General features: G+C 47.8%; 24 protein-coding genes. 14 read left to right on the top strand and 10 right to left on the bottom strand.

All coding sequences use genetic code 11. The annotated features are described in order from the left end of the window. Positions 1-133 precede the first annotated feature (133 nt). Entirely contained in the window at positions 134-343 is a 210-nt protein-coding gene (locus M4J38_RS08490; protein ID WP_251759121.1) for a hypothetical protein, read from the top strand. A gap of 322 nt (positions 344-665) precedes the next feature. Here M4J38_RS08490 and fbaA read toward each other — a convergent pair whose 3' ends face one another. The 4 genes from fbaA to M4J38_RS08470 all read right to left on the bottom strand — a co-directional run bounded on the left by fbaA (position 666) and on the right by M4J38_RS08470 (position 6485). Beyond that, entirely contained in the window at positions 666-1733 is a 1068-nt protein-coding gene (gene fbaA / locus M4J38_RS08485; RefSeq protein ID WP_251759120.1) for a class II fructose-bisphosphate aldolase, read from the bottom strand. A gap of 102 nt (positions 1734-1835) precedes the next feature. Next, a complete protein-coding gene (locus tag M4J38_RS08480) occupies positions 1836-2630 on the bottom strand; it encodes a helical backbone metal receptor (protein WP_251759119.1) in 795 nt (264 codons plus the stop codon). 1262 nt (positions 2631-3892) lie between these two features. After that, positions 3893-4870 carry a PLP-dependent cysteine synthase family protein gene (locus M4J38_RS08475; protein ID WP_251759118.1) on the bottom strand — a complete coding sequence of 326 codons (978 nt, stop codon included), beginning with the start codon at positions 4868-4870 and terminating at the stop codon, positions 3893-3895. A 25-nt stretch (positions 4871-4895) separates the two neighbouring features. After that, positions 4896-6485 (bottom strand): S41 family peptidase, encoded by a 1590-nt coding sequence (locus M4J38_RS08470; protein ID WP_251759117.1) that lies wholly within the window; start codon positions 6483-6485, stop codon positions 4896-4898. 65 nt (positions 6486-6550) lie between these two features. On the opposite strand from M4J38_RS08470, the gene M4J38_RS08465 reads away from it, so the two are divergent. The 11 genes from M4J38_RS08465 to M4J38_RS08415 all read left to right on the top strand — a co-directional run bounded on the left by M4J38_RS08465 (position 6551) and on the right by M4J38_RS08415 (position 17552). Further along, entirely contained in the window at positions 6551-7393 is an 843-nt protein-coding gene (locus tag M4J38_RS08465) for an N-acetylglucosamine kinase (protein WP_251759116.1), read from the top strand. An 8-nt stretch (positions 7394-7401) separates the two neighbouring features. Then, positions 7402-7965: a hypothetical protein gene (locus M4J38_RS08460; RefSeq protein WP_251759115.1), complete on the top strand. Its 564-nt coding sequence runs from the start codon at positions 7402-7404 to the stop codon at positions 7963-7965. Positions 7966-8228: 263 nt separating this feature from the next. Continuing rightward, entirely contained in the window at positions 8229-9068 is an 840-nt protein-coding gene (locus tag M4J38_RS08455) for a prephenate dehydratase (RefSeq protein WP_251759114.1), read from the top strand. 24 nt (positions 9069-9092) lie between these two features. Further along, a complete protein-coding gene (locus M4J38_RS08450; RefSeq protein ID WP_251759113.1) occupies positions 9093-10253 on the top strand; it encodes a pyridoxal phosphate-dependent aminotransferase in 1161 nt (386 codons plus the stop codon). Further along, the gene (locus tag M4J38_RS08445; RefSeq protein WP_251759112.1) at positions 10250-11098 is read left to right on the top strand and encodes a prephenate dehydrogenase; all 849 of its coding nucleotides are present in this window, start codon (positions 10250-10252) and stop codon (positions 11096-11098) included. The genes M4J38_RS08450 and M4J38_RS08445 overlap by 4 nt, the downstream gene beginning before the upstream one ends. A 66-nt stretch (positions 11099-11164) precedes the next feature. After that, on the top strand, positions 11165-12829 hold the full coding sequence (locus M4J38_RS08440; RefSeq protein ID WP_251759111.1) for a DEAD/DEAH box helicase: 1665 nt from the start codon (positions 11165-11167) through the stop codon (positions 12827-12829). Positions 12830-12847: 18 nt separating this feature from the next. Next, the gene (locus M4J38_RS08435) at positions 12848-13933 is read left to right on the top strand and encodes a chorismate mutase (protein WP_251759110.1); all 1086 of its coding nucleotides are present in this window, start codon (positions 12848-12850) and stop codon (positions 13931-13933) included. Positions 13934-13939: 6 nt separating this feature from the next. Next, on the top strand, positions 13940-14959 hold the full coding sequence (aroB, locus tag M4J38_RS08430) for a 3-dehydroquinate synthase (protein WP_251759109.1): 1020 nt from the start codon (positions 13940-13942) through the stop codon (positions 14957-14959). Positions 14960-14971: 12 nt separating this feature from the next. Further along, positions 14972-16261, top strand: a complete 1290-nt coding sequence (gene aroA, locus M4J38_RS08425; RefSeq protein WP_251759108.1) for a 3-phosphoshikimate 1-carboxyvinyltransferase — start codon at positions 14972-14974, stop codon at positions 16259-16261. Next, positions 16258-17253 carry a chorismate synthase gene (locus M4J38_RS08420; protein ID WP_251759107.1) on the top strand — a complete coding sequence of 332 codons (996 nt, stop codon included), beginning with the start codon at positions 16258-16260 and terminating at the stop codon, positions 17251-17253. The genes aroA and M4J38_RS08420 overlap by 4 nt, the downstream gene beginning before the upstream one ends. Continuing rightward, a complete protein-coding gene (locus tag M4J38_RS08415; RefSeq protein ID WP_251759106.1) occupies positions 17253-17552 on the top strand; it encodes a DUF952 domain-containing protein in 300 nt (99 codons plus the stop codon). The genes M4J38_RS08420 and M4J38_RS08415 overlap by 1 nt, the downstream gene beginning before the upstream one ends. A gap of 3 nt (positions 17553-17555) precedes the next feature. Here M4J38_RS08415 and M4J38_RS08410 read toward each other — a convergent pair whose 3' ends face one another. After that, complete coding sequence (locus tag M4J38_RS08410; protein WP_251759105.1) at positions 17556-17990, bottom strand: STAS/SEC14 domain-containing protein; 435 nt, start codon at positions 17988-17990, stop codon at positions 17556-17558. Positions 17991-18089: 99 nt separating this feature from the next. Beyond that, a complete protein-coding gene (locus M4J38_RS08405) occupies positions 18090-18812 on the bottom strand; it encodes a M15 family metallopeptidase (protein WP_251759104.1) in 723 nt (240 codons plus the stop codon). 57 nt (positions 18813-18869) lie between these two features. Between M4J38_RS08405 and M4J38_RS08400 the strand changes: the two genes are divergently transcribed. After that, a complete protein-coding gene (locus M4J38_RS08400) occupies positions 18870-19283 on the top strand; it encodes a septal ring lytic transglycosylase RlpA family protein (protein WP_251759103.1) in 414 nt (137 codons plus the stop codon). 76 nt (positions 19284-19359) lie between these two features. Further along, a complete protein-coding gene (locus M4J38_RS08395) occupies positions 19360-20703 on the top strand; it encodes an OmpA family protein (RefSeq protein ID WP_251759102.1) in 1344 nt (447 codons plus the stop codon). A 249-nt stretch (positions 20704-20952) separates the two neighbouring features. Here M4J38_RS08395 and M4J38_RS08390 read toward each other — a convergent pair whose 3' ends face one another. The 4 genes from M4J38_RS08390 to M4J38_RS08375 form a co-directional block, all read right to left on the bottom strand. Then, on the bottom strand, positions 20953-21903 hold the full coding sequence (locus M4J38_RS08390) for a hypothetical protein (RefSeq protein ID WP_251759101.1): 951 nt from the start codon (positions 21901-21903) through the stop codon (positions 20953-20955). A 131-nt stretch (positions 21904-22034) separates the two neighbouring features. Then, positions 22035-22469, bottom strand: a complete 435-nt coding sequence (gene smpB / locus M4J38_RS08385; protein ID WP_251759100.1) for an SsrA-binding protein SmpB — start codon at positions 22467-22469, stop codon at positions 22035-22037. Between the two features lie 5 nt (positions 22470-22474). Beyond that, positions 22475-23380 carry an acetyl-CoA carboxylase, carboxyltransferase subunit beta gene (accD, locus tag M4J38_RS08380; RefSeq protein ID WP_251759099.1) on the bottom strand — a complete coding sequence of 302 codons (906 nt, stop codon included), beginning with the start codon at positions 23378-23380 and terminating at the stop codon, positions 22475-22477. 77 nt (positions 23381-23457) lie between these two features. Next, positions 23458-24090: a deoxynucleoside kinase gene (locus M4J38_RS08375; protein WP_251759098.1), complete on the bottom strand. Its 633-nt coding sequence runs from the start codon at positions 24088-24090 to the stop codon at positions 23458-23460. Positions 24091-24129: the final 39 nt, after the last annotated feature.

The following is a 24129-nucleotide window of genomic DNA, read 5'->3' as shown; positions in this document are numbered from 1 at the left end:
GTCTGTATTTAATACCTGAAAAGTAAAATAGTAACCCAAAAAATAAGTGAAAATTTTTTTTTGAAAAGCGGGTTACCTTTTGCCGTTCTGGGTATAAATGTCAAATTATTCGTTTAAACGTAAAAATCTAAAAATGAAAAAAGTATTTGCCGTTCTCGCCATCGCTGCTGCTTTCGCCGCTTGTAACAACGCCGCTGAAACTGCTGAAGCCGCTATCGACTCAACTGCTAACGCAGCAACTGATTCTATCTCTGCTGTAGCTGACAGCACTACCGCTGTTATCGATTCTACTGCTAACGCTGCTGTAGATTCTCTGAAAGCTGCTGCTGATTCTGCAAAATAAGTCAGACCGCACTACTATATGGTAATTGCCCCGAAAAACCGCCTACGGCTGGTTTAGTGGAAAGTTATCATGAAAGGCAAACCCTCCGCTATTGTGGAGGGTTTGTTGTTTTGTATACCTTTCAGCTTCAAAAAAAGAGGTTATCTCAAAAATTAATTGAAGCCTCTTAGCATTGCATGAACGGAAATTTTCTCCATCAGGGAGGGACCCGAATAAAAAAGGGTGTATCAAGTACGATACACCCTTCATTATTTAAAAAACGCAACACCTCAATTCAACTGAACATTGCCCCTCTCCCCTGGGAGAGGGGGCGGGGTGAGGCCTACGCGTTCCTATTGATGCAATTCAAATCTTCAAAAGCCACTTCCAGCCTTTTCACAAAAGATTCTTCCCCTTTCCTGAGCCATACACGTGGATCGTAATATTTCTTGTTGGGCTTCTCCGCACCTTCCGGGTTACCAAGTTGAGCCTGGAGGTAAGCTTCATTCTTCACATAATTGTTCTTCACACCTTCCCAGAAAGCCCATTGCATATCGGTATCGATGTTCATTTTGATGGCACCATAACCAATAGCTTCCCTGATCTGGTGCTGGGGAGAACCGGAACCACCGTGGAACACGAAGTAAACAGGCTTCTCCGCTGTTTTAAATTGCTCCTGGATATAATCCTGGCTGTTTTTCAGGATGATGGGGCGCAGCTCCACGTTTCCAGGGCTGTAAACACCGTGTACGTTACCGAAAGCGGCCGCCACACTGAACAGTTTACCTACTTTACTGAGTTCTTCATATGCGTAGGCAACGTGTTGCGGCTGCGTATAAAGTTTGTCGTTCTCAACGCCGCTGTTGTCCACGCCGTCTTCTTCGCCGCCTGTAACACCCAGTTCAATTTCAATGGCCATACCCAATGGGGCCATTCTTTTAAAATATTCAACGGATGTTTCAATATTTTCTTCGATGGATTCTTCGGAAAGGTCCAGCATGTGTGAGCTGAACAGGGGCTGCCCTTTTTCTTTATGGAAAGTTTCACCCGCATCAATCAACGCGCTGATCCAGGGCAACCATTTTTTAGCGGCATGGTCGGTATGCAATACTACGGGCACACCATAATATTTTGCTACAGTATGAATGTGCAACGCACCGGAAATAGCGCCATAAATATTGGCTTGCAGGTTATCGTTTGGCATTGCCTTACCGGCGATGAACTGAGCGCCACCATTGGAAAATTGAATGATCACGGGAGAGTTCACCTTTGCGGCCGTTTCCAGCGTGGCGTTGATGGAGTTGGTGCCGATGGTATTTACCGCGGGCAGTGCGAACTGATTGTCTTTAGCGTCGTTGTAAAGGGCCAGCAACTCTTCACCAAAGAGTACGCCCGGTTTGTACTTTTTCATCTATCTGAATTGGTTTGTGAAAAATGCGTTGCTGACCCATGCCAGCAGGCTTTTTCGATGAAAGCAGGCAATAAAATTATGCGCCGCTAAGATACACTAACTTTATTCTTTTCGGTTTATTATCGGAAGAATATCTGAACGAAAATAAGCGGGCGCATCCAGTAACCTACTCCCATACCAACTAAAATAGGTGCCATCCACGAGATGTACCGGGATATCGCCCAGGGTTTCTTTTAGCCACGTGATGTGTTCCGCCCTGAATGGGTAGGGCTCGGAAGAAAGCAGAATTACATCTGGCGACAGCGCGGCTATGGCTTCAGGCGTTGTAACGGGATATCTTTTTTCAGCACCGAAAACATTCCGGATACCAGCGATGCGCATCATATCGTGGATGAATGTGTCGTTGCCGATGGTCATCACCGGATCTTTCCAGATGAGATAGGCGCCTTTTAAGGGCTGAATGGCGGGGATTGTTTTAAAACGGGCCTGGATTGTTTCGATCATCTGAGTGGCAGCGGACATTGTGCCGGTAAACTGCCCGATGCTTTGGATGAGTTGTAGCGCGTCTTCAAGGCACGTAACATCGCTCACCCATACCGGGTATTGCTGCGCATACGCTTCAACTTCCGCCTGTATGTTTTCTTCTTTGGAAGCGATGATCAGATCGGGTGCAATGGCGTGGATACGTTCCGGTACCGTTTTTTTCGTACCACCCACCACCGTTTTTTCCCGGAGTAAATGATCGGGGAAAATACAGTAACGCGTAATGCCTGCAATGCGGTCTTCCAAACCGAGTGCATACAATAGTTCAGTGATCGAAGGAACGAGGGAAATAATTTTCTGAGGAGGAGCGGGAATCAAAACAGTTCTTCCCAATTGGTCGGTAGAGATTGCCATACAGGCTAAAGGTACATTTTCCTTCCCTTTTACCTCCAGCTAAAAATACATTTAGCTGGAGGGTATTGGATTTCATAAAGTTCTCTACAGGACAGATCTGGTTTTCCTTTCGGATGGATTTTGGACGGTTTTCATCAGGATCATCGGATCAGATGGACTTGGACATTTTGGACTTTCGGTTTTCATATTTAGCAGGTCTTTTTAAGGACCCGGATATTGGACAAAATAAGAAGCTGACTGATATTGGATTTTGTCGCTGGTTTTTCAAGGATCTGGAACTCTTTCAGGACGGTTTCTTAATCGGATAATTGGATTTAGTGATCTTGGTTTTTTTGGATATTGGATACCAATTGTTATCAATCAACTTCTGGATCAAAAGTATAAATGTGGTAAAACTTGCACAAGAGGAGATATGCTGGATTTTAACGTTTCAGAAAATACGGTAGGGGTAGTAAATTTACTACACCAGCATATTGTTTGATTATTAATGAATTGTGAACTGAAAGTGCAGAGGTCCGTAAAACTGAATTGTTAAACTGGGAAAGCGGATGCTATTTTCAAAAAGCGTGCCTGAAATGGGGGAGTTGTTTTAAAGTTACCGGGAAGGACTCCTTTCACTTTACCTCCTGCTGAATTGCGGTCAGCAGGAGGGTATTGGATTAATGGCTAAGATCTAATAGATAATGGATAATAGATTCTTCCAGGACGATTTTAATTCCGGCTTTTACGAAGGATGGATTGGATACAATAAGGTTTAAAACGGTTCAGGTTTCGTTCTAAGGATTGGATGCGGCTCTTCAGGAATTGGCGGCTATTTCAGGTGGATATTGGAAAAAAGGAAGAAGCTGATTGATATTGGATTTTGCTTCGGTTTTTTTGTAGGAATTGGAAATACTTTTTGGACGGTCTTCTTGGATTTCTTGGATATTGGTCGGTTTCTGTCAACCGGATATTGGATTTGAGCAACTCTATCAATCAACTTCTGATACAAAAGTACAATTACATCATTCCCTGCACAAGCGCATTATTGCCCTATTTATATTCTTCAGTATTTCCCCTGTATATCGGATATTCAACATTTTGAAACTGTTGAATTACGGTCTGAAACATCGTATAACTACTATTTTTTACTATGAATCATGTGGTAAACTAAGTAGAACCTCTTAAAAACAGGTGATCCCGCAACGGATTAAAGTTGAGATTAATCTGTTGCGGGATTTTCCGCATCCGTGTTTTAACGGATCAGCTGGCATATTTTTTTACTAAAGGAATCCTTTTTCTTTCATCCACGTATCGTTGTAGATTTTCCCCACATAACGGCTGCCGTGGTCGTGAAAGATCACAACCGGTAAACTATCCTTGTTCAGCAAGGTCGATAACTGCATCAGCCCCTGTAATGCCGTACCTGCGCTGTATCCTGCAAATATACCTTCTTCAAGTGCTATCCTTCTCGCCATTATGGCGCCTTCTTTATCGGTTACTTTTTCAAAGCGGTCCACCACGCTCATATCGTAGTTCTTCGGCACAAAGTCTTCACCGATGCCCTCTGATATATAGGGATGTACCTGGCTCATGTCAACTTCCCCGGTCTCAAAATAGTGCGCAAGCAGCGATCCATAGGGATCTATGGCCCAAACCTGGATTTCCGGGTTCATCTTTTTCAGGTACTGCGCGGTACCGGTAATGGTTCCACCCGTTCCTGTCGCCACAATGAGGTGCGTAACCTTTCCGTCGGTTTGTTCCCATATTTCAGGGCCGGTGGTTTCAAAATGTGCCTGGCGGTTGGCGAAGTTGTCGTATTGGTTACAGTGGAAAGAATTGGGGGTTTCTGCCGCGAGTTTGCGGGCCACGGAATAATAGGAGCGCGGGTCGTCCGGTTCCACATCGGTTGGACAAACAATCACTTCAGCGCCCACGGCCCGGAGGATATTCAGTTTTTCTTTGGATTGTTTGTCGGTAGTGGTGAAAATACATTTGTATCCCTTCACTACCGCGGCAAGCGCAAGGCCCATTCCGGTATTGCCGGAGGTGCATTCTATAATGGTGCCACCGGGTTTCAGTTTTCCTTCCTTTTCGGCCACTTCCACCATTTTCAGGGCCATCCGGTCCTTAATGGAATTGCCGGGATTAAAGTATTCCACCTTCGCCAGCACGGGGCAGGGAAGGGCTTTGGTAATACTGTTCAGCCTGATCAGCGGGGTGTTCCCGATGGTTTCTAAGATGTTGTTTTTGATGTCCATTGGCAAGTGTTTCCGTTCCGTGGAACTATTGGTGTAAAGTTTTCAAAGCCTGTTGTACTACCGGGTCCGTGGCGTTACTCAGTTCAAAATAGCCTTCGCTCCGCCAGATTTGCCTGGCAAGCAGGTTCCGTGTTCTCAGTTCCAGTTCGTTTTGCTGAACGGCATTCAGGGACGGTACCCGGATGGAATCTTTCTTTGCAAAATCAACCAGGAGCGGCAATAAGGCCTTGTTGTTAAGATAACCCGTCAGGTCCGACGGGCCTTTCAGCGCATCCAGTTCTTTTTTATTCGTGAGATAGTAATTGTACACAAAGTTGGAAATTGTGCCTTTTACATACAATTCACTCAACACCGGCGCATATAATGACGTGTCTATTGGAACCACTACATCCGGCGTAATGCCGCCACCGCCGTATAGTTTTTTACCGGATTTTGTATTGTATATTTTCCCGTTCACGGCGTAAGCGGTATCGGTACGCAGCACTTCACCATTGTGAAAACGTTCGCTTACCTCCTCCTGGTAAATTTTTACGCCTTTATCATAAGGTTTCTGAATACTTCTGCCTAGGGGCGTATAATACCTGGCAACAGTGATTCTTAATGCTGAACCATCGCCCAATTGGTATTGTTCCTGCACCAATCCTTTCCCAAAACTTCTTCTGCCCACGATGGTGGCGCGGTCCCAGTCCTGCAGTGCGCCAGCCAGCACTTCACTGGCTGAAGCGGAACTTTCATCCATCAGTAGCACCAGGTCGCCTTTTTCGAAAAGTCCCATCCTCCGGGCCCGGTAATCCTGGCGCGGTACTTTGTTGCCTTCCGTATAAACAATAAGTTTATTGTCGTCCAGGAATTCATCGGCCATATCAATCGCCTCATTCAGTAATCCGCCGCCGTTACCGCGGAGATCAAGGATGAGTTGCTTCATGCCCAGCGCCTGGAGTTTTTCCAGCGACTGCATGAACTCTTCGTACGTAGTCTCCGAAAACTTGCTGATACGGATGAACCCGGTTCCTGGTTCAATCATATAAGCCGCGTCCAGCGCGGGCAGTGGAATGCGGCCACGGGTTACGGTTGCTTTAATTTCTTTACCTCCCCTGATGATGCCCAGTACTACTTTACTATCACGGGGGCCACGGAGCAATACGCGGATATCTTCCGACTGAATATTTGGTTTGGTAAGTGGTTTACCGTCGGCACTGATGAGTTTATCGCCGGCCTGAAGGCCTGCTTTATCAGACGGACCGCCTTTCAGTACATTCATCACATTCACGGTATCGCTGAATACCTGGAACTCCACGCCTATACCATCAAAGTTGCCCATCAGGTCGGCGTTGGTGTTCTTCAGATCGGAAGCCGGAATAAAAACGGAATGGGGGTCAAGGTGCATCAGCATTTCACGGATGGCGTCATCACCCAGTGTATCGGTATTGATAGGGTCTACATATTTCAACCGGACCAGGTCGAGTACCTCCTGGAGCGGCGATTTCTTTTCCATTCTGAAAAAACTTCCTGCCGTATTGGTGTTCTCCCGCAACCTGTATCCCAGGTACATGCCCGCCACCATCACCAGTGCAAACAAAGCGGGCAACCATACCTGTAGTTTTCTATTGTTCATTTTCTGCGCTTTCGGTAACTTGACTTAATATTGGTGCGAATTTCACTATTTAATTTTATATAATCATGCCACCTGTAAAATTGATCGCCGATAGCGGGGCCACGAAAACAGAATGGTGTTTGCTGAAGAATGGCAGGAAAAAGACCGTGCTCACCGGCGGCATCAGTCCGTACCTGATGGATGTGGAAACAATCTCCGCGCTTTTGATGAAGGAACTGTGGCCTTCGGTGAAACAGGCGGAAGTGGAAGAAGTATATTATTATGGCACCGGTTGCGGTAATCCTGAAAATGTAAAAAAAGTTCAAAAGGCGCTGAAGCATGTTTTTAAAGGCGCAAAAACCATTGTTGATACAGATATGATGGCCGCCGCCCGCGCTTTGTGCGGCACCGAAAAAGGCATCGCCTGCATATTGGGAACGGGTTCCAATTCCTGTTACTTCAACGGGAAAAAGATCGTGAAGAACAACCCCGCCCTGGGCTTTATATTAGGAGATGAAGGGAGTGGCGCTTACCTGGGCAAAAAAGTGATTCAGTATTATCTGTATAAAACGTTCGACGCACAGTTGCACGAAGCGTTTGAACTGCGGTTCAATACATCGCACCACGAAATACTGGATCGTGTGTACAAGCAGCCTTTGCCCAATAAATACCTTGCATCCTTTACGGCTTTTCTCGCCGAGAACCGCGGGCATTACATGATTGAGAACATTATAGAAGACGGGCTGGGCGATTTCATATTCCAGCATCTGTACAAGTACAGGGAATCCTGGTTGTATCCCATTCACTTTGTTGGCGGCGTGGCGTATGGTTTTAAAGATGTTTTGAAGGAACTTTGTGATAGTTACGAGTTGGAACTGGGCCGGGTACTGCAGAAACCCATGGATGGCCTGGTTAAATTCCACCAGTAACCTTTACTATGCACGATATTGAACCTTTTTACAACTGGAGGCATTTGTACACCAGTGAAGATGATCCGCGGTCTCCCTTTTATGGCCGGGAATACAGTGAGTTTGAATTTTCTCAAACTGTTTACAACTATTATATCCATCCGCAATGGGATGAGTTCGGTGCGTATAATCTTTATATGAAGCTGTTGTTCGTGGATTACGAATCGGGCTTCGCGGTAATCGAACTGATCGGAGAATGGAACGATGCCGTGGAGAACGATGTGATGACGCTGAAGCGCGAAGTGACGGACAAACTGGAAACCGAAGGCATTTTTAAATTCATTCTGATTGCTGAGAATGTGCTCAACTTCCACAGCAGCGACAGTGAATATTATGAAGAATGGTACGAAGAAGTTTCAGAAGAAGAAGGCTGGGTGGTAATACTGAACATGCCCGAACAAACCCAATACGATTTTAAAAGGGCCCGCCTTACACGATATGTTGAATTGATGGAACAGCCCAACTGGCGTACGTTTCAGCCCAATTATCTTTTCTCGATCATCGATCAGCAAATCGGCAACAGGCTTATGTAAACAGAAAAACAAACAACCGTTTGTTTTTGTCTTTTTTCTGAAATTTCCAAAAAATATTTTGCGCCTTCGTATTAGTTCATAACTTTGGTGGTATAATAAAGCAACGATCAGCATGAACCTGAGCAAAGCGTTTACCGGATTTTATTTTTACTTCTACTTTTTTACAAGTGGACCGGGACCGCTTTATGTAAGGTGAATCGAATAAAAATACCAAACGTAAAAAGTCCCGGCCAACCGCCGGGACTTTTTGTTTTAATACCATTATGCAGAACAGAGTATCCATACAAGGTTATGAAGGAAGTTTCCACCAGGAAGCCGCTGAGAAATTCTACGGAAAACAAGTGGAAGTGATTCCCTGCGCCACTTTCAGGGAAGTGGTGCGGGTGGCCTCTTCCAAGAAAGAATCCGAAGGCGCGGTAATGGCGATTGAAAATTCTATCGCAGGGAGTATTCTTCCGAACTATAACCTGTTGCAGAAAAGTAGTCTGCGCATTGTAGGAGAAGTATACCTCCACATCCGCCAACACCTGATGGCCAACCCGGGGGTAACGTTGGAGGACATACGAGAAGTACATTCGCACCCCATGGCACTCCTCCAGTGCACCGATTACCTCGATAAACAAAACTGGAAACTTGTGGAAACGGAAGATACCGCGCTCAGCGCGAAACACATCCACCAACACCGTATGAAACACGCGGCTGCCATCGCCAGTAAACTCGCCGCGGAACTTTTTAACATGGAGATCATCGCACCCAATATTCATTCCATCAAAAACAATTATACCCGTTTCCTGATCCTGAAAAGAGAGAACGAAGCGGTTACCGACGAGGCTTCCAACAAATCATCGTTGTATTTCCATACCGATCATTCGCAGGGAAGCCTGGCGAAAGTGCTTACTAAAATCGCCGACCACGGCATCAACCTCAGTAAGCTTCAATCTTTCCCGATCGCTGGTTCCGAATGGAAATATTCCTTTCATGCCGATATGGAATTCGATTCCATGGACCAGTTCCACAAAACAATTGAAGCCATTAAGCCCATTACCAACGATCTTAAAGTGTACGGCGTTTACAAAAAAGGACAGAACCCTGCCACTTCATAATATTCAAGGCAAGCAAAACAAAACATGCAAACAGCGAACAGACTTAACGGCATCGGCGAATACTATTTCTCCGCCAAACTCAGGGAGATCGAGGAATTGAACAAGGCCGGCAAAGCCGTGATCAACCTCGGTATCGGCAGCCCCGATCTGCCCCCGCACCCCGAAGTGATCCGCGTACTCCAGGAAGCAGCGGCGCAGCCGGAAAACCACGCTTATCAGGGGTATAAAGGTATCCCGCAGCTCCGGAAAGCCATGGCCGACTGGTACCAACGCGCTTACGGTGTGGAACTGAATCCCGATACGGAAGTACTGCCGCTGATCGGATCGAAGGAAGGCATCATGCACATTTGCATGACCTACCTCAACGAAGGAGATATCGCGCTGATCCCGGATCCCGGTTATCCTACTTACGCCAGCGCTGTAAAACTGGCCGGAGGTATTCCGCTGACTTACGAGCTGAATGCTGAAAGCAACTGGCAGCCCGATTTTGAAGCCATCGAACAACAGCTTACACCGAAGGTGAAACTGATGTGGGTGAATTACCCGCACATGCCCACCGGACAATTGCCGGAAGCATCTTTCTTCGAAAAACTGATCGCTTTTGGGAAGAAGAAAAACATCCTGATCTGCCACGACAATCCGTATTCTTTTATCCTGAACGATCATCCCGTTAGTCTTTTATCATTGCCGGGCGCGAAAGATACCGTGCTGGAACTGAACTCGCTCAGTAAGAGCCACAATATGGCCGGCTGGCGTGTGGGCATTCTGGCGGGCAACGCGCAGCGCATCCAGGAAGTGCTCACGTTCAAAAGTAATATGGACAGTGGCATGTTCAAACCGCTGCAACTGGCCGCGGCAAAGGCTTTGAGTCTCGGGAAAGAGTGGCACGACACGCTGAACGCGCAATACAGGGAACGCCAGGTAAAAGTATTTCAACTGATGGATCAACTGGGTTGCACCTACGATCCGCATCAGGCAGGTATGTTCGTATGGGCAGCTATCCCGGCTGAATACGAAAGCGGCTTTGAATTAAGCGATAAGATATTGCACGAGGCGTCAGTTTTTATAACCCCGGGCGGCATTTTTGGAAAAGGCGGAAACCAATATATCCGCATCAGTTTGTGCAGTCCGGTAGAAAGGTTTGAACAGGCGCTGCGCCGCATCAAAGCAACAGAAAAGGTATGAACGCTACAATAATAGGCATTGGATTGATAGGCGGTTCCATGGCGCTGGCGCTGAAGGAGAAAGGATTGTGCGCGAAAGTAATCGGGGTAGACAATAATCCCTGGCACCAGGAAAAGGCGCTGGAACTGGGATTGGTAGATGAAGTGCTGCCGTTGGAAAAGGCCGTTCCGCAAAGCGACCTCGTTATCCTCGCGGTTCCCGTGAACGCTGCCGTAGGCTTGCTTCCGCAGGTACTGGACCTGGTAACCGGTCAGGTGGTGATGGATGTTGGTTCCACGAAACATTCCCTCATACAGGCGGTTGCGGCACACGATAAGCGTGGTCGTTATGTGGCCACGCATCCCATGTGGGGAACAGAATACAGCGGACCAGAAGCAGCGGTGAGTGGGGCTTTCAGCAAAAAGGCCACCGTAATCTGCAACAAAGCTGAAACGGATGTGGACGCCGTGGAAATGGTGGAGCAGCTATATGGCGCATTAGGCATGCACCTGGTGTATATGGAAGCCAACGCGCACGATACACATGTGGCTTATGTGAGCCATATTTCCCACATCACTTCATTCGCCCTCGCCAATACGGTGCTGGAGAAGGAGAGGGAAGAAGACGCCATCTTCGAACTCGCCAGCGGTGGTTTTGAAAGTACCGTGCGGCTCGCGAAAAGCAATCCGGACATGTGGGTGCCCATCTTCCAGCAGAACCGGGAGAATGTGCTGGATGTGCTGAACGAACATATTTCCCAACTCCGGAAATTCAAGGCATGTCTTGAAAAGGAAAACTGGGATTATTTGAAAGAATTGATAGAGGGAGCGAACGGCATCAGGAAGATTGTGGATAGAAAATTTTGAGGCGTATCCAAAATTCAAAATTCCCTATCCCCCTTAAAAAAGGTACCTTTGCGCAAATTTTAATATATGATCACATTTGAAGGGTTGGGGCTGGATGCAAGGCTCGTACAGGCTACGGACGCACTTGGATTCCAAAACCCGACACCCATCCAGGAGAAGGCTATTCCGGTTTTATTGAGCGGAACGAAGGACCTGGTTGGTTTGGCACAAACAGGAACGGGTAAAACGGCGGCATTCGGCCTCCCCCTGCTGCATCTGATAGATGCACAAAAAAAACATCCGCAGGCATTGGTGGTTTGCCCCACCAGGGAACTCTGCCTGCAGATCGTGAAGGAACTGGAGCTCTTTAAAAAATTCATGGCCGGCGTGCATGTGGCAGCCGTATATGGAGGAACCTCCATCGGACAACAAATCCGCGACCTGAAAAGAGGCGCGCACATTGTAGTGGCCACACCCGGTCGATTGATAGACCTGATTGAAAGGAAAGCGGTGAACCTGGAAGAAATTCAATACGTGATCCTGGATGAAGCGGATGAAATGCTGAACATGGGCTTCCAGGACGATATCGAATTCATCCTGAAAAACACCCCCAACCGGGAAAGTACCTGGTTGTTCAGCGCAACGATGCCGCCGGAAATACGCCGGGTAAGCAAGAAGTACATGAACAACCCCGTGGAAGTACAGGTAGGTAAAGTAAATACGGCTAATGTAAACATCGACCACCAGTATTTCGTAACGAATGCACAGCACCGTTATGAAACCCTGAAAAGGCTGATCGATTTCAACCCGGGTATCTATGGCATCATCTTCACCCGTACAAAGGCCGACGCGCAGGAAATCGCTGAACGCCTTACAAGAGAAGGATACGATATCGACGCGCTGCACGGTGACCTTACCCAGCAGCAACGCGATAAGGTGATGGGCCAGTTCAGGGATAAAAGCCTGCAACTGCTGATCGCCACCGATGTGGCCGCCAGGGGAATTGACGTGAAAGAAATTTCACACGTGATCAACTACGAATTGCCGGATGATATCGAAGTGTACACGCACCGCAGCGGCAGAACCGGAAGGGCAGGACACACCGGGGTTTGTATCTCGATCGTGCACTCCCGCGAAGTGGGCAAGATCAGACAGATCGAAAGGATCGTGCAGGCACAGTTCCATAAAATGGAAATCCCTACAGGAAAAGATGTATGCCGCAAGCAGTTCTTCTATTTCATGGACAAACTCCTGCAAACGGATATCAGTCATGGGGATTATGAAACATATGTTCCCATGCTGGAAGAGAAGTTCGCCGATGTATCTAAAGAAGATGTATTGAAGCGCGTGGCCGCCATGGAGTTCGACCGCTTCCTGAAATACTATGAGAATGCAGAAGACCTGAACGTGCGTGCACGTGAAAGAGATTTTGGTGGAAGAGAACGTATAGGAGACAGGTTCGACAGTGGTAGAAAAAGAGATACCCGTGGCCGGGAATTCGGTGGCAACGGTGATTACGCCCGCCTGTTCGTGAACCTGGGCACCAAAGACGGATTCTATAAAGCCAGTTTCCTCCAGTTCATCCTGGACATGAGCGACCTGAAAAAACAGGTGCTGGGAAGAATTGACATGAAAGAGATGAACAGTTGGGTGGAAGTGGAAAAATCGTTCAGTGAAAAAATGATCCGCGCCATCGACGGGAAAACCTATCGTGGCCGCCGCATCCGGATGAACGATGCCAACAGCCGATAAATTACAATTCACAAACATATGCAAGCAACAGCAACACAAGCGACCGACCTTACACAGTTACTCAAAAAACGCCCCCTGGTGATCTCAGGACCCTGCAGCGCCGAAACGGAAGAGCAGGTGCTGGAAACCGCCACCAGGCTGGCAGCCACCGGGAAAGTGGACATGCTCCGCGCCGGTATCTGGAAACCCCGCACCCGCCCCGGAAGTTTTGAAGGGATCGGTACCAAAGGGCTTCCCTGGCTGCAACAGGCCAAAAAACTTACCGGCCTCCCCACCACCGTGGAAGTGGCTACAGGTAAGCAGGTGGAAGACGCCCTCCACTTTGGCGTGGACGTACTGTGGGTAGGCGCCCGTACTACCGTGAACCCCTTCAGCGTGCAGGAAGTGGCCGATGCGCTCCGCGGCGCCAATGTGCCCGTGCTTATTAAAAACCCCATCAACCCGGACCTGGAACTCTGGACCGGCGCCGTGGAAAGAATAGCCAAAGCAGGCATCTCCACCATCGGCCTCATTCACCGCGGCTTCAGTGCTTACGGCAATACCGATTACCGCAATGCCCCCATGTGGCATATGGCCATCGAAATGAAACGCCGTAACCCCGAACTGATGATGGTTTGCGACCCCTCCCATATTTGCGGCAGAAGGGATATCCTGTTGGATGTTGCACAAAAAGCGATAGACCTTGACTTCGATGGCCTCATGATCGAAAGCCATATCGATCCAGATAACGCGTGGAGCGATGCCAAACAGCAAATCACGCCGGAGAAACTGGCTGAAATGCTCGGCGAAATCAAATGGCGCCACGAAACCACCACTGAAAAAGAATTCATCACCAACCTGGAAAAGCTCCGCGAGCAAATCAACCATATTGATGATGAACTGATGCAGTTGCTGGGACAAAGGATGAAAATCGCCGATAAAATCGGTACCTATAAAAAAGAAAACAACATCACCATTCTCCAAACCAATCGTTGGAACGAAATTCTGGAAAGGGCCGCTAATAAAGGCGAAAAACTTGGTCTGAGCCGCGAGTTCATCACCAAGTACTTCGATGCCGTTCACATGGAAAGCATCAACCGCCAGAACAAAATCATGAACGACTAGTTAAGGATGGAAAAAAAGACGATTCAATTTTCCCGCGCCACCACCAGTTTCTACTTCTCCGGAAGTTTTGCCGACCTGGAAAAACTGGCGCCGAAACACAACGCGATCCTGCTTACAGACGAAAACATTTTTGCCGCACACGGTAAAAAGTTCAAAGACTGGAACACGATTGTGCTGAAAGCCGGTGAACAATATAAGGTACAGGCTACGGTGGATTCCGTGATCGACCAGATGATCGCGATGAAAGCCGACCGTACCACTACATTGGTAGGAATAGGCGGTGGCGTGGTAACCGATATGGCCGGCTACATTGCAGGCATTTACATGCGGGGCATACGCTTCGGCTTTCTCCCCGCATCTATCCTCGCGATGGTGGACGCTTCCATTGGTGGAAAGAATGGCATTGACGTAGGCGTATACAAAAATATGGTGGGTATGATCCGGCAACCGGATTTCCTGCTGTACGATGTATCCCTGCTCAAAAGTCTGCCCAACGAAGAATGGGTGAATGGCATGGCGGAAGTGATCAAACACGCCGCCATCAAAGATGCGCCCATGTTCAGCATGCTGGAGGAAACCAGTTTGCCGGCCCTGAAAAAAGATCCGGCGCTGCTCTCAAAGCTCATCCGCCGTAACGCGTTGCTGAAAACTAAAGTGGTGCAGAAAGATGAATTTGAGAAAGGGGAGAGAAGGCTGCTGAACTTCGGTCACACCATTGGTCATGCTATCGAAAACATGTATGAACTGAAACACGGCCATGCCGTGGCGGTAGGCATGATGGCGGCGGCAGGCATATCGGAAAAACTGACAGGGTTCAAAGAATCGGATCGTCTTTCCAAACTGATCCGTAAATACAGGTTGCCGCACCAACTTGAATTTGATAAAAACAAAGCGCTGGAAATATTGGGGATGGATAAAAAACGGGAAAAGGATACCATGAATTTTGTGTTGCTGCAAAAAACCGGTAAAGCCGTTGTACATCCCATTCCTATGCCCGAATTAAAGGAAATTGTTCTGGCGCTGTAAAACATAGCTACGATGCAGGTTACCATACAACCGGGGGCACTCTCCGGAAACCTACGCGCTCCTGCTTCCAAAAGTTCCATGCAACGGGCATGCGCAGCCGCATTGCTTTGCAAAGGAACCACGGAGATACTGAATCCCGGCCATTCCAATGATGATATGGCCGCCATGGATACCATTACCAGACTTGGCGCTGAAATCGAAAAATCGGATGATAAGATTGTGGTGAAAAGCAAAGGCATTCAACCATTATCTGATACCATTTTTTGCGGGGAATCCGGGCTCGGTATCCGCATGTTCACGCCCCTGGTGGCATTAAGTGAACGCGCACTCCGTATTGATGGAACGGGCAGTTTGCGTACCCGCCCCATGAACTTCTTCGATGAGATTCTTCCTAAACTGAAAGTGAATATTCAGTCCCAGCAAGGGAAACTCCCCCTCGATATCCAGGGGCCTTTGCAACCGGCAGACATTACCGTTGACGGTTCCCTCAGTTCCCAATTCCTTACCGGGTTGCTGATGGCCTATTCCGCCGCAGGCGCTTCCGGCGTTTCTATTCACGTTAATGAACTGAAGAGCAGACCCTATATCGATCTAACGTTATCGGTGATGCGCAGTTTTGGCATGAAAGTGCCGGAGAACAGGAACTACGAAAGTTTTTATTTTGATACTACTACCGTTACTCCCGCTGCTACACGCAGCTATGAAGTGGAAGGCGACTGGAGCGGCGGCGCGTTCTTACTGGTTGCCGGCGCAATTGCAGGCAACATTACAGTGGGCGGGCTTGACATGAACTCCACGCAGGCCGACAAGGCCATTCTGCAGGCTTTGCAGGATAGCGGGGCAGGCATGTCTGTGCGCGATAAAGAAATAGAACTTCGCCCCTCATCGCTGAAGGCGTTCCAGTTCGATGCCACAGATTGTCCTGATCTTTTTCCTCCACTGGTTGCTTTGGCGGCCTGTTGTCAGGGAACCACGGTAATTACAGGTGTTTCACGCCTTGCGCACAAGGAAAGTGACCGCGGTATTACTTTGCAGGATGAATTTGGTAAGATGGGCATTAAGATCACGCTCCAGGATGACCTGATGTTGATTGAAGGCGGAACAGGACTGAAAGCCGCGAAGGTGCACAGCCGGCACGACCACCGCATCGCCATGGCCTGCGCTGTGGCCGCGTTGCGAGCAGATGGCCCCGTTTCCATTGATGAGGCGGAAGCCATCAATAAATCATACCCCGATTTTTATGAACATATTCAGCAATTGGGCGCTGATGTTACTACTCACGGAATAAAAGTACACGGATGAACCATTTCGGCTCTTTATTCAGCATAAATGTATTCGGCGAATCGCACGGCGAAAGTGTGGGCGTAACCATTGATGGATGTCCCGCGGGACTTCCTCTGGAAGTGGAAGACTTTCTTCCCGACCTGGAAAGAAGGAGAGGAGGCACCCAGAAGGGGACCACGCCCAGAAAGGAAGATGATCTTCCCGTATTCAAAAGTGGTGTATTCAATGGAAAAACAACCGGCGCGCCACTTACCATCATGTTCGCGAACAATAACACCCGCAGCACTGATTATGAAAAGCTGCGCGCTGTTCCCCGTCCCGGCCATGCCGATTGGGTAGCAACTGAAAAGTATGGAGGATATGAAGATTTCCGAGGCGGCGGACATTTCAGTGGCAGGCTTACCCTCACACAGGTGGCGGCGGGTGTGGTGGCCAAGAAACTGATGGCCGGAATGGAAGTAAAGGCGCATATCGTATCCATCGCCGGGGAAACCGACCTGGAGAAAGGACTGCAGAAAGGCATCGACGCGAAAGACTCGGTGGGCGGTGTGGTGGAATGCGTGGTTACCGGGATGCCCATCGGTATCGGCGAGCCATTTTGGGATTCCGTGGAGTCCGTACTCAGTCACGCGGTATTTGCGATTCCCGCCATACGTGGTGTGGAATTCGGAACTGGTTTCGCGGCAGCGGATATGTTCGGTTCCGATCACAACGATTCGATAGAAGATGCTACCGGCAAAACCACCACCAACCATGCCGGCGGTATTGTAGGCGGCATCAGCAACGGGAACGACCTCGTGTTCCGCGTGGCGGTAAAGCCTACTTCTTCCACGCCCAAAGAACAATTCACTTTCAACCGCGAAACCGGAAAGCAGGAACTTTTCGCTGTTCGTGGCCGGCACGACCTGTGTATCGCACTCCGTGTGCCGGTGGTACTGGAATCGGTTACGGCGATCGTATTGTGTGACCTGATGATGCAACAACAACTGATACCTAGAATCTGGAAATAATGGCTACAATTTATCACATCACCTCCAAAAAGGAGTGGAAGGAAGCAGAAAAAAAAGGCTCTTATGAAGCGGCTTCCCTGGCGGCTGAAAACTTTATTCACTGCTGCGAATTACAACAAATGAGAAGCGTGCTGAAACGCTATTTTGATGGAAAAAAAGGACTGGTGGCGCTTCTGCTGGAAACGGAAAAGCTGAAACATCCTTTGAAATATGAGGCTTCGCCCTCGGTAAATGAAACCTTTCCGCATATTTACGGCCCCATCAACATAGATGCCGTGGAAGAAGTAATTGATCTTTAAAAACTAAAGAGGTCCTGTGAGCCAAAGCAGGGCCTCTTCCTCTTCTTCAAAATACCTCAGTTCCTTCATTACATTTCTCTCGATATCATCCGGAATCAGTTGTTCGATACTGAGTTGTACTAAAAAATCATCTCCACTGATAATCGCCGTTCTCAACACTTCCATCTCTTTCATCTGCTCTTTCATGTAATCCTGCAACCAGGTCCTAAGCTCCGGGTTGATCACAAAGTGGAAGTTGCGCGTATCCTCGAGTATAAAAGCCGGATTTTTTTCTTTCAGCAGTTGAGCGTGTTCCCGCATTACCTGACGGTAGTTTCCCGCATCCATATGCTTGGTATAGGTGGTATAATTGTGCCTGATAAGATTAACCGCCTTGAAATAAATGATTTCATGCCACTGGTTTTTGAGGAGCACCTCATGTTGTAAGGGGTTAAACACAATATTGATTTTGTATATCGGACTAGGGTTAACAAGTAGGGTAAGGTATAGGGAAACCGCACCAAATATAATACTTTCCGATTAGGCCGGAATTTCTTTTTATCGAAGTGCTTTAAATGGAATATTAAGCAATGGAAAATGTCCGGTATTGGGGAAAGAGTAATGCCACCACTCGGTACTCAGGGCCTTGAAACCGTATTTTTCCATCACATCCAGCAGTGTTTTTCTGTTTTTCAGCACGGTTGCGGAAAGTGCGGTGAAAGAATGGTGGGCTTTTTCGGAGAAATCATCAAAATCCGTGGGCATTTCAAGCGCTGTTCCTGTTTGAAGATCATACAGGGTACAGTCGATGGAGATGCCCCTGTTGTGGCCACTGCCTTTTGTTGGATTGGCGGCGTAGCGTTCATCACGCACTTCCTGCCATATTTCTTCCGTTGTACTATAAGGCCTGTATGCGTCCCAGACCAGTAACCCCAATCCTTTTTCTTTCAATTCATATACCACTTTGCGTAAAGCGTTGGCCGCAGGCGATATAAGATAAGCGGCGGCGCCCTCCTTATAAAGTATTTTGCCCATGAAATTATTGGTGCCCGCATAACGCAGCTCCGTTTTCAATGCCGGAAGCTGCGCGATGGGAAAAAGTCCGGGAACCTTTCCTGAACGCACCAGTTGCCTGTAAAGTTTAATGTCGCTCACCACTTCCAATCCATACTTGTTGAGTGGAATCTTTTTCGTTTGCGCGCAACTGTGAACAAAACAGGCGAAGCAACAAATTAGCAACAGGTTGTATTTTCGCGAAACTGGTCTTATATTGTTTATCATTAGCAACTTTTTGGGCGGCCAGGTCGTCCGGTAAGCGTAAAAATAGCTTTTTCCATTATGCCTCTGAAACTGCCGGCCATATTGTTTTTTCTCTGCTTTTCCTGCTTTGCCAGGGCCGGCGGGCTGTGCAGCACCGATACACTGCCATTTGGAAAGAAGGGAACCGTTCAAACCGGAACGGCCAGTTGGTATTCTGATAAATTCAATGGGAGAAAAACGGCCAACGGAGAGATTTTCAGCCAGTCCAAATTCACCGCCGCACACAATAAGTTACCCTTTGGCACCTGGGTAAAGGTCACCAACCTCCGAAACAAAAAATGGGTGTATGTAAAGGTCAACGACCGCCTGCATTACCGCAACAAACGCGTAATTGACCTCAGCAGGGTGGCCGCGGCTAAACTCGGTATGCTCAGTTCAGGGCTGGCGCGGGTAAAAGTGGAAGTGATGGGAAAGAAAAAACCGGCCGATTAATGGTAATGGATAATTTATTTTATTTTCACCTCCACCTCCTTAAATTTGTTCAGTACTATTAACTAAAACTCTAATTATGAAGAAGTTCGCCGCATCAGCGCTGCTCCTTTCCGTTGCGTTCGGAGATGTGATGGCGCAAACGCCAGTGAAACCCGATTACACCAAAAGACCAGCACTTGGTGTGCATTTTATCATGCAGGATTTTCCTTCGGCAACTTATTTACGCGCCAACTCACTCAGCGCCGCCATCAACGATAAAAAATTCGCGAAGCTTTCTGAAATGTCCCCCGGACTTGCCATCAGCTATTGGAAGGGAGTGACCAATCACTTAGATTTCGCGGCCAATCTTTCCGGAAGTTTTCTCAAATATCCTTTCAAGAACAGGCCTGCAGGCACACAGGAAAAGTTCCTGATGGAAATTGATGCCACCGCCAACGCGAAAATGCTTCCTGATAATTACTGGGTATCGCCTTACCTTACAGCCGGTGTCGGTATTTCTTCTTACAGCGGCTACTGGGGCACGTACATTCCTTTGGGAACGGGGATCCAGGTAAACCTTTTCGATGAAACATTCATCCAACTTCAATCGCAATACCGGTTAGGCATATCCGATAATACCAATTACCATTTTTACTGGGGCGTAGGGTTCCTTGGTAATATCGGGAAGAAAAAAGAAGCGCCAAAAGTTGAACCGGTGGTAATCCCAACAGCTCCGCTGGATACGGACGGAGACGGTATTCCGGATACGGAAGATGCCTGCCCCAATGAATCTGGTCCTGCCAGCCTGAAAGGATGCCCCGATAAAGATGGCGACGGCATTGCCGATAAAGAGGATAAATGTCCGGATGTAAAAGGACTGGCTGCTTTCCAGGGCTGTCCCCCTCCTGATAAAGATGGGGATGGTATCATAGACAGTGAAGATAAATGTCCCGATGTTGCCGGTGTGGCCCGTTTCAAAGGATGTCCTATCCCCGATACCGATGGAGATGGCCTGAACGATGAAGTGGACCACTGCCCCATGGAGGCAGGCCCCGCTTCCAACAACGGATGCCCTGAAGTAAAGCAGGAAATCATTGAAAAAGTGAATATGGCCGCATCACAGATTTTCTTCGCTTCCGGAAGCGCTAAGTTTACCGCCAACTCCTACAAATACATGAATGAAGTGGTGAAAGTGCTGAAAGAAGATGAAACACTTGAACTTGATATTGAAGGGCATACCGATAACACCGGTTCAGCCGCTATCAATACCAGGCTCTCGCAAAGCAGAGCGGATGCGGTGAAGAAATACCTCATGAGCAAAGGCATCGATGCCGCAAGGCTTACCAGTAAAGGATTTGGCCCTGATCAACCGGTGGCGGATAATAATACGGCCGCTGGTAAAGCGAAGAACAGGCGGGTGGAAATGAAGGTGCGTAAGTAAGGGCATCATTTCTCGCAACGACGCAGCGGCGCAACGCCTTAATTATTTGCTGCATGGGGAGCGCCGGTATCTCCTACGATTTAAAAAATTACTTTATATGCCTTTATAATACAAATGGGTGGGTCAGTTTAATGACCCACCCATTTGTATTATAAAGGTATTTATTGAAAAGATTAGCGCTACGCCGTTATAAAGTTTAGAGATGCTAAAAACAAACTAGGCGTAGGGTCGCCGCGTCGTTGCGAGAAATTACTTCTTCTTCCGCCTTATCCGCAACACCGAATTCTGACTCAGCGAACTCGACATAAACACCTCGTAATTCCGCACCCCATCTGAAACCACCATCAACGCAGTATTTGGCGGATACTTCCCTAGATTCTCCGCGAACATACTGATCTCATTCACCTCTTTCGTGGTATCCAACGCCACGTAAACCGTGAGCGCCTTCGCGGTAAGTGATTGCTTCATGATCACCGGCGTATTGTTGAAAAAAACGGAAACACTGTCGCCGTCCACTTCTCCGTTATCATAGAGGCTCACGCGGATAGAGTCACTTTCAACATAAATATTATCGGCAATAATACTTCTGCGTTTATCAAAAAGTTCCTTCAACGAGTTCTCTGTGGGAACAGGCATCGAAGTCACCACTTTAATGGAATCTTTTTTAATGGGATTGGACGAGATAACAACGTCTTCCACTTGAGGGCGCCAAACTTTGGTGGTGGAAAAGCCCGCTTTAAATGTACTGTCGTGACTATAATCCGTTGGATCTAAGGTGAAGCTGACGAAGAGGTCTCCACAGGTGTTCTTGTATTCTTCCAGGCTGAAGAAATGTCCTTTCAAACTTTTTCCCACCTGAGAACTGTTGAGCACCAGGCTCAGGTTCATGAAGCAATCGATGGTGAAACTGGCGGTGGAACGGAAATACATCATCGGGATGTTCCTGATCACCATTTCCCTTGTTTTGCTATCGTACTTTCCGCGCACAAACATGCTCTGGTACTGGTCGCGAAAGTAGTAACCGAGTACGCCTTCCACTTCATCGCCTTTCTGGCGTATCTGCAATTCAGTTAAATAGTTATTACTGCCATCACTACCCAGGCGCACCGAAGCTTTTCCATACCAACTGCCGGTTACGGTTTGAGCGAAAGAAATAGTATAAAGGAAGGAGAATAAAGTTAAAAGGGTGATTTTGTGCATACGGGAAAGTTATGAATTGTAGGGGAATGCGCAAAAAAGGGGCCAGAGAAGCATGTTAAATGATGAATTAGAATTTTGAACGTGGATTCAGGCAAAGCTGCAAACCATCATTCAAAATATATCATCCAAAATTATTTATACCTCCTTAATTCGCGTTCCGTGTCCCGTTCTTTAATGGATTCCCGTTTGTCGTGGAGTTTCTTTCCTTTACCCAAACCTATTTCGATTTTCACAAACCCTTTCTCGTTAAAGAAAACCCTGAGGGGCACAACGGTATACCCTTTCTCTTTGAGTTTACTTTCGATTTTCCGGAGTTCCTTTTTATTGAGGAGCAGTTTCCGGTCGCGAAGGGGATCGTGGTTATTGTAGGTGCCGAAGGCATAAGGAGAGATGTGGAAGCTCTTCAGGAACAATTCGCCTTTATGGATAATACAGAACGAGTCGTTGAAGCTGGCTTTTCCCGCCCGCAACGATTTCACTTCCGTGCCCGTAAGTACCATGCCCGCTGTGTAAGTATCGTCGATGAAGAATTCAAAGCGAGCCGATTTGTTCCTGATGTCTGCCACTGGTTCTATTTAAAATGCCGGATCATCTGCGCCAGCTTCTGCCTCATTTCTTTTCTGTCTACAATAAAATCGAGGAACCCGTGTTCCAGGAGGAATTCACTGCGTTGGAATCCGGGTGGAAGGTCCTTTTTGATGGTTTCTTTAATTACCCTGGGACCCGCGAAGCCGATGAGCGCCCCTGGTTCCGCAATGTTGATATCGCCCAGCATCCCAAAGGAAGCGGAGATACCGCCGAAAGTGGGATCGGTGAGCAAGGAGATATAAGGAAGTCCTGCATCGGAAAGCTGTGAAAGTTTTCCGGAGGTCTTGGCCAGTTGCATCAGGGAGAAGGCGCTTTCCATCATCCTGGCGCCGCCTGATTTGGAAATCACCATATAAGGCATTTTGTGCTGGATGGCGTAATCCACCGCACGGGCGAATTTTTCTCCCATTACGGAACCCAGTGAGCCGCCGATGAATTCGAAATCCATACAGGCGATCACAATATCTTCGCCCTCCATTTTACCGGTGGCCACGCGCATGGAGTCTTTCAGGTCGGTTTTGGCCCAGATGTCCTCCAGCCTTTTCTTATAAGGCTTCAGGTCCACGAAACCGAGCTTGTCTTTTGAAAGGATGTTGCCGAATAATTCAGTGTATTCGCCATTATCGAACAGGAAATCATAGTATTCCGTACTGCCCACCCGGTGGTGGTGGTTGCATTTGGGGCATACATATACATTCTCTTTCAATTCGTTGGCCGTACATATATAATTACATTCGGGGCATTTGCTCCAAAGCCCTTCGGGGGTCTCTTTTTTTTCTGAAGTAGAAGTAAGAATGCCCTTTTTGATCCTTTTAAACCAGCTCGCTTTTTGGTCGGGCTGCCCGGCATCTCCGGCCAGACTGGATTCAAAATCGTCTTCGTGTGTCATGCTCAGTTTTTTCAGTTACTTCGGCGATTCAAAAATTTTATTCAAAACAGGGGGCAAGATAGGGAATTTTGTGAAAATCAGGGCAATGTAAAATAATGCTGCCCGTGATCCAGGTCCTTTTCCAGTGCGTCCAGCACCACCTGGAGGTGTTTTTCGTTGCCCAGGAAATCTGCATTGCTGCAGTCGATGAATATCGTTTTGATGTTGTGTTGCTTGATATAATGCGTGTACGTTTCCTGTAAGCTGAACAGGTATTCGTCCTGGATACCCTGTTCGTAGGGCCTGTTCCTTTTCCGGATGTTCTCTTTCAGTTTTTTGACCGGGGCATGCAGGTAAATCAGTAAATCGGGTTGAATGATCTGCTGGTGGATGATCTCGAACAGCTTCTGGTAAAGCCGGTATTCTTCTTCCGGGAGGTTCACCTTCGCGAACAACAGGCATTTGGTGAACAGGTAATCCGATATGGTAATGGTATTGAACAGATCCTTGCTGTGCACCATTTCCTTCAGTTGCTTGTACCGTTCCGCCATAAAGAACAACTCAAGGGGAAAGGCATATTGCTGTGGATTCTCATAGAACCTCGGCAGGAAAGGGTTGTCCGCGAATTCCTCTAATACCAGGCGGGCCTGAAACTTTTTTGCGAGCAGGTGGGAAAGCGTGGTTTTCCCTGCTCCTATATTGCCTTCGATGGTAACAAAATTGTATTTCATGCGCGTAGTTGGCAAATATAAGGCGGGTGAAAGTACTCC

The organism is Parasegetibacter sp. NRK P23 (assembly GCF_023721715.1).
GTDB lineage: Bacteria > Bacteroidota > Bacteroidia > Chitinophagales > Chitinophagaceae > Parasegetibacter.
The sequence above is the reverse complement of the archived record's forward strand: the minus strand, read 5'-3'. Positions and strand labels throughout refer to the sequence as shown.